The organism is Myroides gitamensis (assembly GCF_029894455.1).
Taxonomy (GTDB): domain Bacteria; phylum Bacteroidota; class Bacteroidia; order Flavobacteriales; family Flavobacteriaceae; genus Flavobacterium; species Flavobacterium odoratum.
In genome coordinates, this window is record NZ_JARYHN010000001.1 from 1,545,993 (window position 1) to 1,558,489 (window position 12,497).

10 protein-coding genes are annotated in these 12,497 nt (G+C 36.3%); 7 read left to right on the forward strand and 3 right to left on the reverse strand.

What is annotated here, in order from left to right:
* Nucleotides 1-67: 67 nt before the first annotated feature.
* Nucleotides 68-970 (forward strand): LysR family transcriptional regulator, encoded by a 903-nt coding sequence (locus tag M2306_RS06730; protein ID WP_259190045.1) that lies wholly within the window; start codon nt 68-70, stop codon nt 968-970.
* Between the two features lie 312 nt (nt 971-1,282).
* On the opposite strand, the gene rlmF is transcribed toward M2306_RS06730, so the two are convergent.
* The gene (rlmF, locus tag M2306_RS06735) at nt 1,283-2,191 is read right to left on the reverse strand and encodes a 23S rRNA (adenine(1618)-N(6))-methyltransferase RlmF (RefSeq protein ID WP_115090170.1); all 909 of its coding nucleotides are present in this window, start codon (nt 2,189-2,191) and stop codon (nt 1,283-1,285) included.
* A 195-nt stretch (nt 2,192-2,386) separates the two neighbouring features.
* Between rlmF and M2306_RS06740 the strand changes: the two genes are divergently transcribed.
* The 5 genes from M2306_RS06740 to M2306_RS06760 all read left to right on the forward strand — a co-directional run bounded on the left by M2306_RS06740 (nt 2,387) and on the right by M2306_RS06760 (nt 8,105).
* A complete protein-coding gene (locus M2306_RS06740) occupies nt 2,387-4,411 on the forward strand; it encodes a tetratricopeptide repeat-containing sensor histidine kinase (protein WP_259190044.1) in 2,025 nt (674 codons plus the stop codon).
* A 1,019-nt stretch (nt 4,412-5,430) separates the two neighbouring features.
* Nucleotides 5,431-6,054, forward strand: a complete 624-nt coding sequence (locus M2306_RS06745) for a KGG domain-containing protein (protein ID WP_259190043.1) — start codon at nt 5,431-5,433, stop codon at nt 6,052-6,054.
* A gap of 68 nt (nt 6,055-6,122) precedes the next feature.
* Nucleotides 6,123-6,773, forward strand: coding sequence for a YciE/YciF ferroxidase family protein (locus M2306_RS06750; protein ID WP_259190042.1), 651 nt, complete (start codon nt 6,123-6,125; stop codon nt 6,771-6,773).
* 132 nt (nt 6,774-6,905) lie between these two features.
* The gene (locus M2306_RS06755; RefSeq protein WP_259190041.1) at nt 6,906-7,508 is read left to right on the forward strand and encodes a DUF4142 domain-containing protein; all 603 of its coding nucleotides are present in this window, start codon (nt 6,906-6,908) and stop codon (nt 7,506-7,508) included.
* Nucleotides 7,509-7,523: 15 nt separating this feature from the next.
* Entirely contained in the window at nt 7,524-8,105 is a 582-nt protein-coding gene (locus M2306_RS06760) for a DUF4142 domain-containing protein (protein ID WP_259190040.1), read from the forward strand.
* A 61-nt stretch (nt 8,106-8,166) separates the two neighbouring features.
* On the opposite strand, the gene M2306_RS06765 is transcribed toward M2306_RS06760, so the two are convergent.
* Together M2306_RS06765 and M2306_RS06770 are read right to left on the reverse strand one after the other, a co-directional pair.
* Nucleotides 8,167-9,102 (reverse strand): helix-turn-helix domain-containing protein, encoded by a 936-nt coding sequence (locus M2306_RS06765; protein ID WP_259190039.1) that lies wholly within the window; start codon nt 9,100-9,102, stop codon nt 8,167-8,169.
* Between the two features lie 549 nt (nt 9,103-9,651).
* Nucleotides 9,652-10,497: an SDR family oxidoreductase gene (locus M2306_RS06770; RefSeq protein ID WP_259190038.1), complete on the reverse strand. Its 846-nt coding sequence runs from the start codon at nt 10,495-10,497 to the stop codon at nt 9,652-9,654.
* A gap of 410 nt (nt 10,498-10,907) precedes the next feature.
* On the opposite strand from M2306_RS06770, the gene M2306_RS06775 reads away from it, so the two are divergent.
* Nucleotides 10,908-11,657, forward strand: coding sequence for a hypothetical protein (locus M2306_RS06775; protein ID WP_259190037.1), 750 nt, complete (start codon nt 10,908-10,910; stop codon nt 11,655-11,657).
* Nucleotides 11,658-12,497: the final 840 nt, after the last annotated feature.

The following is a 12,497-nucleotide window of genomic DNA, read 5'->3' on the forward strand; positions in this document are numbered from 1 at the left end:
TGCAACAGCTTCAATGTACTATTGTAATGAATTAAATCTTACTTTTGTATTATAAATATTATACCTTATGCGTTGGAATCTAGAATGGATCAGAACCTTTAAAGCGATTTACGAAACGGGCACACTATCTGCTGCTGCTCAAGAATTGTTTATCTCCCAACCTGGAGTAAGTTTACATCTAAACTCCCTAGAGGCTTATACGGGATATAAACTTTTTGATCGTTCTGCTAGGAAAATGGTTCCTACAGAAAAAGGAAAAATACTGTATAACTTTGTATTAGAATCGCTCAATAAATTAGAAGTTGCAGAGCAACATTTTCACAAACGCGCCCAAACAGATCGCACAACAATTAGCGTGGGCATGTGTTTTGAAACCTTTCAATACACACTGGAAGAACATATTGCTACGCTTCCCTTTAATTTAATTATTAAGTTTGGCGAATATCCACAAATGCAACAGGATCTAGATCATGGATTACTGGACTTAATTATTACCCCACAAAAAGGAAATCAACAGAACCTGGAGTACACCGCTTTCTCTAAAGAGCGATTGGTACTTATTGCAGGTAACCAAACCGATACGCAAGAAATTGAACAACACTTAGCCAATCAACAAATCACGGCAGTAAGCGAGTTGCTTAAACAACAGCTGTGGTACAGTACTGCAGCAGATATGGAGCACTTAAAGAATTTCTGGTTGGCCCATTTTAAACAACACCCTGATTTTAGTCCGAATTACATCGTTCCTAATATCAGTTCTATTATTCGTTGTTTAAGTGATGGTGTCGGATTTGCTATTGTACCCGATTTCCTATGTCAGGATAGCATCCAATCGGGTAAGATTAAATTGGTATGGGAAGGAATCCAACCGTTAGAAAACACCTTGTACTTCGGCACAAGAAAGAAAACCATGTATGCGGCAGAAATCGGTCAATTGGAAGAACTGCTGAAAGAGAAATGGAGTGTATGAGAGGGGGGTGAGGTTTGTGCTTTGTGAGGTTTATCGATTAAAGAAGAATTTTTCATCATCTCATAATCCACACCCAGTATGTAATCACCCTGAGGAACGAAGGGTCGCATCCCGCGCTGACACAATGCTGTGGGGCTGTGTGGAGTGACTGATTAGAGCAATAGATGCGACTCTTCCTACGTCAGGGTGACATACAGAGCGGAGTTACTGGACGGATACTGATTAGCGTATTGTTTTTTTGTTTTTTTGCAAATCCTCTATAATCGATAAACCTACAAACTCACAAACCTCACAAAGAACAAACCTCCCCTCTTAATATTTCCACGCCAACATGCGGCTAATTTTATTGCCTTGTTCCATGTGGATAACGCGTACTTCAGCCACCTCAGATCGTTTCAGTAACGCCTGTAGTGGTTTTAGGTTGTCTTTATTTGAAACTAGCGTCGTAAACCAAACCGCTTGTCTTTTGAAGTGTTTACTCTCGTAAATATAGTTTGTAATGAATGCTTTTTCTCCACCTTCACACCACAATTCATTATTCTGACCGCTGAAATTCTGTACGGGTTTTCCGATTACCTCTTTCCCTAAATTTCTAAGCTTTTGGGTTGTTTTAGCCAATACTTCTTCTCTCGATGAAAAGAAAGGTGGATTGCAAATAACGACATCGAAGTATTCTTTTTCTCCAATGATATTTTTTAAGATATTTCGCTTGCTCTTTTGCTGGCGAATCGTCACTTTATTTTTTAAATGCGGATTATTGTCCACAATGTGACTTGCTGTTTGAATCGATACTACATCAACTTCAGAACCGACAAATTCCCAGCCATATTCAGCCACCCCGATAATGGGATAAATCACATTGGCACCAATACCCAAATCCAACACCTTCACTCCTCCTCCGGTAGGAACCTTCCCTCCGTTATCTTCCGCCATTAAATCCGCGATATAGTGAATGTAGTCTGCACGTCCTGGGATTGGTGGACAAAGATTCGTCTTAGGCATTTCCCAAAACGTTATCTTATAGTCTTGCATCAAGATTGCTTTGTTGAGCAGTACAACAGCTTCAGGAAGAGCAAAATCAATCGTATCCCTTCCCGATGGATTCTTTATAATAAAAGCTTCTAATTCAGGAACCACCAATTTCAATTGATTAAAATCATATCCATGTTGGTGTTTATTGCGTTCGTGTAATTTCTTTTGTACTTTTTTAGCGTCTTTCATTATCTTGATCTTTGGTGCAAAATTAGACTATTTCCATGGTTTTCCTATGACTTCACTCTTTTTTAATTCCCGTAACACTAGGCTTCCTTTTAACCATTCTGTTGCTACAAAAACAGACAAACTCCCCTTTTTGTTAAAATGATTCAGATGATATACCAAAAACTTTCTTAACTTTACGTATTCTATTCATTCCCTATGAGAGACCAAGTGCTTGTATACTTCCTTGTGTTATTGGCTGTTTTTAGCCTGACGCATTGTACCAAGAAGCAGTTTACCACAGCAACAGATATTGATCAATTGTATGCGGTACAATATGATACTTCCTATAAGGATAGTCTCGCCAAAGAACTCTCCAGTTCCGTCACTCATGCATTAAGCTTATCCAATAATGCCTATAACCGAAGCGTAATTGACAGCACCCTGCGTTTACTTCGTTGGACGTTAGATTCCGTCAACTTTCAAAAACTAGCCAAAAAAAGCGTCTCGTTTGCCTTGAGCAAAAACGATTTGCCTCATTTAGCTAGCACTTATAACAATATGGGGATGTACTATCACGACAGCTATCAGTTGGACAGTACCTTCTATTACTATATCAAAACAGCCAATGTTTATAGAGAATTACACGATTCTGTCAAAATAGGAGAAACTAAGTTCTACCAAGCTCGTTTATTGTTTGAAATGGGACTGCATATGGAAAGTGAATCTAAAGTTTCTCAAGCACTTTCTTTACTCAGTGCATACCCCCGTAATCCCGTTAATTTTGAAGCAAATCAGCTGATGGGATTGTGTTTAATGGAACGCAAAAACAATAAAGAAGCAGAGGCCTACTTTAAAATAGCCGTGAAGCAAATTCTACTTGATATTGCGAAATATAACGTACTCGATGCCAAGCGAGCCAAAATGGCCATTGGGAATGCCTATGGGAACTTAGCTGAAGCGTGTTACAATCAAAATAAATTTGAAGAAGCTCGATCGTATGTACTAGAAGGGCAAAAATATTTAGAGAAGGACACCCCTATTATGCTGGTCTCTTTTTTGAGAAATACCTTAGCACAATGTAATTATCGCTTAACTCAAAACAGCGATTATATTCAAGAAGTCCGCAAAAGCTTCAGTGATGATTCTATTCTAGGCAATGCTTTTCGCATGCATTATACGGCTATGAATCTGGCAAATCTATATCTCTTAGACAAGAAACTGAATAAAGCTAATCATTGGGCGGAGATAGCCTACAACAATGCGACAACACACAACGTATTACCACAACGCGTACAGGCCTTGGAGTTTTTATTAACCCATGGCGACTATCACATGCAAGGTCAGGTTAAAACATTAATCCACTTGAGACAGGCGCTCACCTCACAAGAGAATCAAACCAGAAATACCTTTGCCCGTATCGCCTATGAAACAGAAACCATTGAGAAAGAAAATAATATACTCAAAGATCGCATCTATATCATCATAATTTTTGGATCAGCCTTATTATTGCTATTGATTATCAGCGCCTTACGCTATCAATTAAAAATAAAAAACAAAGAGCTTCTGCTCGTTAAAGCACAGCGAAAAGCGAATGAAAGTATCAACGAACTAATTGTTGAGCGTAATTTAATGTCTTTGGATATTAAGAAATCGGAACGCAATCGAATCGCTAAAAACTTACATGATGCGGTGGTCAATACTATTTTTGGTATTCGCTTTCACATGCAACTCCTAGAAACTCCGAATGAAGAAGCCAAAACAATCTTGATTGATGAGCTGGAAAAATTAGAAAACAACACCCGAGATATCTCTCATGCTTTATTAGACAATACCTTGTTTAATGAAAATCAGTTTGAGCAGTTGGTCACGGATTTAGTTTCCTTTCAGGTAAATGCATGGAAAACGCAATTTACGGTTACTTTTGATCCAGATATCAACTTTGAATTAGTAGAAGCCAATACAAAGGTAAATTTATACTATATCTTACGCGAAGCCATTCAAAATACCAATAAATATTCTAAAGCGGCTAATTGTGATATCACATTTACAAGAGAAGCACAAAGAATAAAACTTACGATCCAAGATAATGGAATTGGTTTCGAGAAAACGGATACGAAAGGTATGGGGCTTTCCAATATGCGCGAGCGTGCAGAACAAGTAAACGCAACGATAACAATTACTTCCAAATTGAATAAAGGAACAACCATTACCCTTTGGATTCCCTTATACTCTAACAGCTAATTTTACAATAAAACCCAGTATATCATCCCGACGAAGGAGAAATCGGAACGAAGTGAAAATCGGAACGAAGTGTAGATTCATCGAACACCAAAGCCAATAAGAAATAGGTGAGATATATTCATCGAACGCCAAAACAAAATGTAAATGCTGTGCGATAAATCGCATCCGTTACTCAACGCTTGTTACTCTAACCAGTCGCTCCACACAGTACCCATCCAGCATTGCGTCAGCGCGGGATGCGACCCTTCGTTCCTCAGGGGGACATACTGAGTGGTTACTGGGGGTGAATACAATACTCGTTACGCTGCACCTCTCACCACCTTATCATCTCATTGGAAATTATCCTGTTACTTGGCAAATTGCCATTTGCCACTACGGGATTTTAAATCACACCGCCTCATCACCTCACCCCCTCACCCCTACTTCCTTATACTTCATTTTTCTTGAATCAATATATTGCTATTAATCAAATTAATGCCTTGCTATTAATTACAATAAATAGAAAAAAAGAAGATACAATTCAAATAAAAAAACTAAAATACGTAGATATAATACACACCTAATACTCATATTGTGTACTATATACCCATATTACTCATTTTACATAAACATCATGTATAAAAATATAATAAAATCACAAAAAACAATAACGCACTAAAAATCAATGCATTACATATTAAAAATTAACAAACCAAGATTATAAAAAACAGTTTAACATAAAAAAATAAACTAACTACTATAATTATATATTTTAGTTTTTAATACACATATTTTTAATAAAAAATATATATTATTCTTTTTTATATTAAAAATTACACAACTAACATTCAATCCCTTATTGAGACTAGAATAGCTGTTGTAATTTATTTTTTTAACACTATCTATAAACACATTAGCAAAATTATCTTTAAATAACATTATTTCTTTTTGTGCATAGAAATTGAACGTTTACTAGCAACTGTGAAATTTTTTATGACAGCTAGTATCACAGTTCATATTAACCCTTTAAAAAAGAAATTATGAATCACCAAAATTCAAGACACAGTCAGTCTCAAAGTAGTAGACAATCACATCTCTACCACATGGCAGAAGAAATTTACCAATTAGGTTACGAACATGGATATGACGACGGAGCAGATGATGAGCGTTACGATGACGAAATGGATCAAGAAGACATGGAATACTTCTTTGACGACGAAGACTTTGATTATGACGGAGAAGATGACTATGGTTATGATCACCGTTCTAACTTTGACGAAGGAGACCATCCTCGTGATGCACAAGGACGATTTATATCCAAATCAAGACGAGGTAGATCTCAAGGATCTGGAAGTTCATCAAGCTACAACAATACGAACTATGGTTCTTCTTCTGGAAGAAGATCATCAGGTTCATCCAACCACATGGGCCAAGGTTCTGGAAGAAGATCTTATAATTCTACTTCTCAGAGTGGTCAATCTTCAACAGGAAGAGGATCGTATAATTCAAACACAAACCGCTCGAATTCATCTAGTGGTTCAAATAGAGGTGCTGGTCGTCGAGGTTTCGCAGCAATGAGCAAAGCGAAGAGAACTGAAATAGCGAGAATGGGTGGTCGTGCATCCCATGGTGGCGGACGTTCAACAAGCAATGCTAGAAGATAATCGACCGCTAGGCCAATATCAATTAAAAGAAGGAGTCTTTGCTCCTTCTTTTATAAAAAAAAGAAAATATGAAAAATTCGAATTATACATCCCAGGCAAGCACTGAATTCAAAAAACTGTTTATCACCTTGTTAAAAGGTATTTATAACACAGAACATGCGATCATAGAAGCTTTGCCTACCCTGATAAAAGCAGCTACTACACAGGAGTTGAAAGACACCCTTCAAGACCATGAAATTGTCACGCGTAGACAAATCATGCGCTTAGAGCGAATCTTCAGAAAGCTAGACATAACACCCGAAAAGCAGCCGTGTAGTGTCATGGAAACTTTTGAGGCTATTACAAAGAAAATAATCCAGGTGACTCCCGAAGGTAGTATGGTACGAGATGCAGGACTCATCGTAGTTGCTCAACAAATTGAACACTATGAGATTGCTACCTACGGCGGATTAATCCAATTTGCCTTAGCCATTGATGCTTATGAAATAGCTGATTTATTAGAACAAACCCTTGAAGAAGAAGAAGAAACGGATTTCGAACTTACACAAATAGGAGAATGTCACATAAACCTAGAAGCAAGTGAAGACGAACATTCGCAGAAAGAAGAAAATGAAGAGGACGATGAAAGTGAAGATGAAATAGAGCAAAGAAGTTCTTCAAGCAGTACCAAACGAAACAGCGCAAGCGCTACAAAAGATAAAGGAGCAAAGCAAAAATAACTTAGTTTCAGCTCAATAAAATTGCTAGAATTGAAAATCAAGTGGCTTACACAAGGTAATTTCCATAGTTACTCATACCATAATAACAACATCCTTGGTAAGCCACTTTTATTCACTTAAACACACATACCTATGGGAGTATCATTAAATTACAAACTATTTGTTATCCTCTTTACTTTCTTGTTTTTTATCTTTTTGTTTCTTACCTCTTGTAAAAACAAATCTAATTCAGAGCAATATTTATATAAAGAAGAGAGTGATCCAAAACCAGTGCATACAGAACCTTTTTCTTATGAAACGAACTATGATACCACCGATCAAGAGGTTTTAGAGCAACGTTTTAGCAATCTATTAAGTACACAATTACACTATACCAAAATCGCAATCAGTCAAAGTCAACATCCAAAGATTAAAGAATTTGCAGAACAAATCTTGCTGGAATATGAACATACCCTCAAGGAAATGGAAAACTTGATTAGCAAGGAAAAACAAAATGAAATCTTATTTCGAACCGATACTCGATTCACAATCAACACATTGGAATCACCAAATCTCAACAGCTATGATCGCGATTTTTTGGACGAAACCATCAAACTGCAATTTAGCATTCGAGAAGTACTATGGGATTTAAAACAGAACACCAAAAATTCCGATTTACAAACGTTCTACAGCAAACTAATACAAGAGATTGAATTGCGCATCGATCAAGGAGTTAACTTATTAGATCATGTTTAACCAAAATTTATAACTATGAAATTACATACAAAAACCCTGTTTTCAGCCTTTTTTATGCTTGTACTTTTAGCTTCATGCAAAGACCGACCAAATGCAAAAGAACCTGAAAAAATAGCGAAAGAGCAAAACAAAGCCAATCAACAACATACAGTTGAGCAAAAAAATGCAGATTATTCCTCTTATTTAGTTGATGTTGTTCACGATCAATTATTTGAAGTTGAATTAGGCAAACTCGGAAAGCGAAAATCGAACAATGAAAAGATTCGTGATTTTGCTGAAGAACTAGAGAAACACCACGAAAGTAGATTGCAAAAACTCAATGCTTTAGCCAGTGATATGATGTATGCTGTTCCACATAATCTATCGGACAAGCAGTGGGACGAAATACAAGATTTAGAAAAGACAAACGCAAAGAATTTTGATCAAAAATGGTTGGAAGTTGTCATTTCAAAACACAATAAAGCGGCTGATGTCTTGATTGACGCCATTAATAATGTGGATAATTACAACATGAGAACACAATTAAATGAGACCCTACAAGAAGTACGTTCGCATTTAGAAGCGGCTACTTTTATTAAAAATAAGCAACTGAAATAGCAACATTTTTAAGCTTTTATTTTTTTTTCTAAACCGCCTAAACACTTTCAATTTAGGCGGTTTACTTGATGATATAATCTTCTATTTTCAACCCTTTGTAGTTTTGTTTGCGATATTGAGCTGGACTAAGATGTACAACCTTTTGAAAGTTCCGAAAGAAGTTTGAATAATCTGAAAAACCACACTTTTCAGCAATAGCCTGGATAGACAAGGTGGAATAAGCAAGCAATTGTTGGGCATATTCCATCCGCTTATTTAGATAATAGGTATAAAACGTTTGATTATACAATAATTTAAATCCCTTTTGAAACGCATTTTTACTCAAATCAAATAGCTGACACAATTCTTCAATTGTATAGATTCTTTCATATTCTTTGTTTCCGATTAAGGCGTGTATTCTTTGAATCTTATCCCGTTCCTCTTCACCCATCTTCCGAAGTTTTTCCAAACTTACTGGCGTTGTCAACGGATCTTGTTGGACAATGGGATTTACCAAAGCAAAGCTCATCCAAATATCATGCGATTTATTCATATAATGAAAACCACAATATCCATTCATCTTTTTATCCGCCACAGTCAACTGTAAGGAAAATGAATTTTTATGGGAAGGCGTCTGAAGAAACAATAAAAAATTCTTCATCCACTTCTCTTGTTGGTCATCTTCCAAAAAATCAAGGACATTCCGATTGATGTATATTGTTTCATCAAAGGATTTCTGATTATCTTGTACAAGTGAAATATCTAAAATTTGCCCTTGCGCACTGATCTTGACAATACTAGTCGTCACAAATTCATACCCCAACGTAGGCTGTAAGGAAATAAAATATTTGAATTTACTTTCATAATCACCAGCTAAAATATTGAACAACACTTCAGCATGAGAAAAACAATCTTGCTCCACTTTCAAGTCAAGCCGTCTGGTGTAATTCCCTTTGGATAATTCTTCAAGCGCTTCAATTAACGCTTTAACTCTTTCTTTGCTGATTGTAATAGACATCGGACCTTGTTAGTTCATTTATTGATTTTCAAAATTCTCTCCACTAGTTTCACTACCTAATAAATCTAATTTAAAGTTCAATTGTACTTTACTACCATTATTCCACAAATAAGAGATATCTCAACCGTTTAGCTTGTAAAACTTACTTCTTCTCTTTCCCTTTTCTGATAAAAGAATACGCCTACCAAAAAAAGAAAAGGAGCCTTTATTTCCTTCCAAATTATACCAAAAAAACGAAAGTGACGCATACGAAAATGATTCATATATACCACTTCTGTTATTTATATTTGATTTAAATTTTTTAAATAGTTCTATTTAAGCAACAAATGTACATATTTCTAAAAAGTATAACAATTTAATAACACTTTTTATATTGTGTATAAATACACTATTTTACCTTATTTTTCCGTCGATTTTAGTCCATTAGAAATGGTTAAAATATCCGACGGTATATGAACTCAACAGTAATGTATTAAAAAAAATCGAGGACAGCACTCCTCTACTTAAAAAAAGAATACTGTCCTCAATTTTTTATACTTTTAGTATCATTTATAATGTAATCCGTCCTCCTGTTACTGCAATAATAGCACCTGAAACATAGGTCGCATCTTCACTGGCTAGAAAGATATAGGCAGGTGCGATTTCCTTCGGTTGGGCTGGGCGTTCTATCGGTGTATTTTGCCCAAATGTATCGACATTGGATAGTGTCGTAGGAATTAGTGGTGTCCAAACTGGACCTGGAGCAACGGCATTTACTCGAATTTCCTTGCCTTGTTCCAAAAACATTTTACTCATACTGGCTGTCATATTTTGAATCGCTGCTTTTGTAGAAGCATAGGCCAATAAACTTGGATTGGGATCATAAACATTTACTGAAGTTGTATGAATGATACTCCCCCCTTTAGGAATATGTTCCAAACTGTATTTTGTCATATAAAACAACGCATTTACATTGGTTTCATAAGTCGTTTTCCAATCCTCTAGAGTAATATCCTTAAACTCTTTATGTTCCTTCTGAAAAGCAGCATTGTTAATCAACACATCAATTTGCCCAAAGGCTGAAATTGTTTGATGCACTACCTTTTTACAGTTCTCTGCTTCCTTTAAATCCATTTCAATAGCTAATCCTTTTACACCTGCTTGTTCAATCCAATAAAGCGTATCCGCGGCGTCTTCGCGTTCTTGCTCGGATAGATAAACAAATACGATATTTGCACCTTCCCGTGCAAAAGCAATAGCTATCGCTTTTCCTATTCCAGAATCTCCTCCTGTAATCAAGACGGTTTTACCTGTAAATAATGCATGTCCTTTATACGTATACTCTCCATGATCCGGATAATTCTTCATTTGGTGCTCACTTCCAGGAGGCTGTTGTTTTTTTTCTTTTTCTCGCATAATGTTCTTTTTTATTTTAACTTAATAAAACTAAAACCATGCAATTCTTAACCTTCCCTTGTCATTCTTCACCTCCTGCTTTTACAATTCTTTTATATTGTAGAATTATTGGGTATTATTTCTACACTATGTATAACATCCCGTCAATAAAAAGATAAAAAACAAAATAGATTTACTACTGAATAATAGTTTGAAAAACAATTATTTAAATACAAAAAATACGCTTTACGAGGTATATACCTTTACTTCTATCTTTAGTCTAATGGAGAATTAATAACAATATTTAAATAAAATAATAACACTGTTTATTCTTTTGCATGACTTTTGCCTTAGTTATAACAACATTGAAGCAATGAAATAATAAATACTAGCTGTCACTACTTTTTATTAATCACAAAAACTTCAAGACTATGAATAATCGCAATAACAGCCGATCAAGATCAAATCGCCAAAGAAGCAACAGGAATAACTCAGGTTATTCAAGAAACTACGATAACCACAACGAGAATCAGTTCCAAGATAATTATCGTTTTGACGATTATAATCACAACACAAATGATAGAGAGGATTATCGATTCAATAATACGAGAAACCCACAATACGACAGTAATGTAGATTATGAAAATGACGGGTATTTCAATGACAATGAATACCACCCAAATCAACGTTCAAACTACATGGATAGCTATGACAGAAACTTGGAATATCCAATGAACCGTCAAAGAGATTACAACAAAGAAATCTACGCTAGAAACGATCATTACTCAGATCATCCCAATTACAATGATAATTACAATGATAATTACAATGATAATTACAATGACAATAGTTACGAAAACAACGACGATAACTATGGTTATAATGAAACGTTTCGCAATCGATATGATGAGGAGTACGATCATCCTTACCGTATGAACTCACCGAGAGAATACGGTCATCAAGATCAACGATACAACCAAAATCAGCCCTATAATCAAACGTATAACCAATCGCAAACAGGACGCAGTAGTCGTTCTCGTAACACTGCAGGAAGAACATCTCGCAACTACGATGCGATGGATACGTCAAGAGATTCAATCTTTACTGACTCTAATTCAGACTCATCCCACAACAACCGCAGATCGAAACGCTACGGTTTTGGAAGTCGATACAATTACTAGTTAGTACATTTTTATATTTCGTTATTTTCTGTATACAAAGAGGAGGCTTTATGTTTCCTCTTTGTTTTTTTATAGGGATGAGATTGGTGAGGGGGTGTTTCGGTGAACGGTTGACAGCGGACAGTTTATGGTATAGTGTCGGGGAACAGTGCCCTCCTTTTTTTATTAGGAATTACCAGTCCGATCGCGCTCACGAATAGTATGTCTCCCTGAGGCAACGAAGGGTCGCATTCCGCGCTCACCTATTACTAAACGGAATAACTAGCGTTGAGTGACGGATGCGGCCCCTCCTGCGTCGGGGAGACATACCGGGGTCGGGATGGGTGTTTCGGTTGACAGTTTATGGTTTTGTACTTTGTGAGGTTTGCTCACCGCCTTATCATCTCATCGGGAATTATCCAATTACTTGGCAAATTGCCATTTGCCACTACGGGATTTTACACCTCACTACCTTATCATCTCATTGGAAATTATCTTGTTACTTGGCAAATTGCCATTTGCCACTACGGGATTTTACACCTCACCACCTTATCATCTCATTGGGAATTATCCTGTTACTTGGCAAATTGCCATTTGCCACTACGGGATTTTACACCTCACCACCTTATCATCTCATTGGGAATTATCCTGTTACTTGGCAAATTGCCATTTGCCACTACGGGATTTTACGTCTCACCCCCTTACAAAAAAACAAAAACACAAAAAAACAAAACCCCATATGACCAGCATACAGGGTTTTTCTTCTTTTTCACAGACTTACGTTTTATATGGGGCCTAACAATCAAACCTTAACCCCATTGAGATGGATTACTCTTGATTATCAAACACCTATACTGTTTT

Excerpts from the sequence above, each read along its gene's own strand:
- rlmF (WP_115090170.1), bottom strand. The coding sequence starts at position 2,191 with ATGAAAGACGCTAAAAAAGTACAAAAGAAATTACACGAACGCAATAAA.
- M2306_RS06755 (WP_259190041.1), top strand. The coding sequence starts at position 6,906 with ATGGGAGTATCATTAAATTACAAACTATTTGTTATCCTCTTTACTTTC.
- M2306_RS06745 (WP_259190043.1), top strand. The coding sequence starts at position 5,431 with ATGAATCACCAAAATTCAAGACACAGTCAGTCTCAAAGTAGTAGACAA.
- M2306_RS06740 (WP_259190044.1), top strand. The coding sequence starts at position 2,387 with ATGAGAGACCAAGTGCTTGTATACTTCCTTGTGTTATTGGCTGTTTTT.
- M2306_RS06770 (WP_259190038.1), bottom strand. The coding sequence starts at position 10,497 with ATGCGAGAAAAAGAAAAAAAACAACAGCCTCCTGGAAGTGAGCACCAA.
- M2306_RS06730 (WP_259190045.1), top strand. The coding sequence starts at position 68 with ATGCGTTGGAATCTAGAATGGATCAGAACCTTTAAAGCGATTTACGAA.
- M2306_RS06765 (WP_259190039.1), bottom strand. The coding sequence starts at position 9,102 with ATGTCTATTACAATCAGCAAAGAAAGAGTTAAAGCGTTAATTGAAGCG.
- M2306_RS06750 (WP_259190042.1), top strand. The coding sequence starts at position 6,123 with ATGAAAAATTCGAATTATACATCCCAGGCAAGCACTGAATTCAAAAAA.
- M2306_RS06775 (WP_259190037.1), top strand. The coding sequence starts at position 10,908 with ATGAATAATCGCAATAACAGCCGATCAAGATCAAATCGCCAAAGAAGC.
- M2306_RS06760 (WP_259190040.1), top strand. The coding sequence starts at position 7,524 with ATGAAATTACATACAAAAACCCTGTTTTCAGCCTTTTTTATGCTTGTA.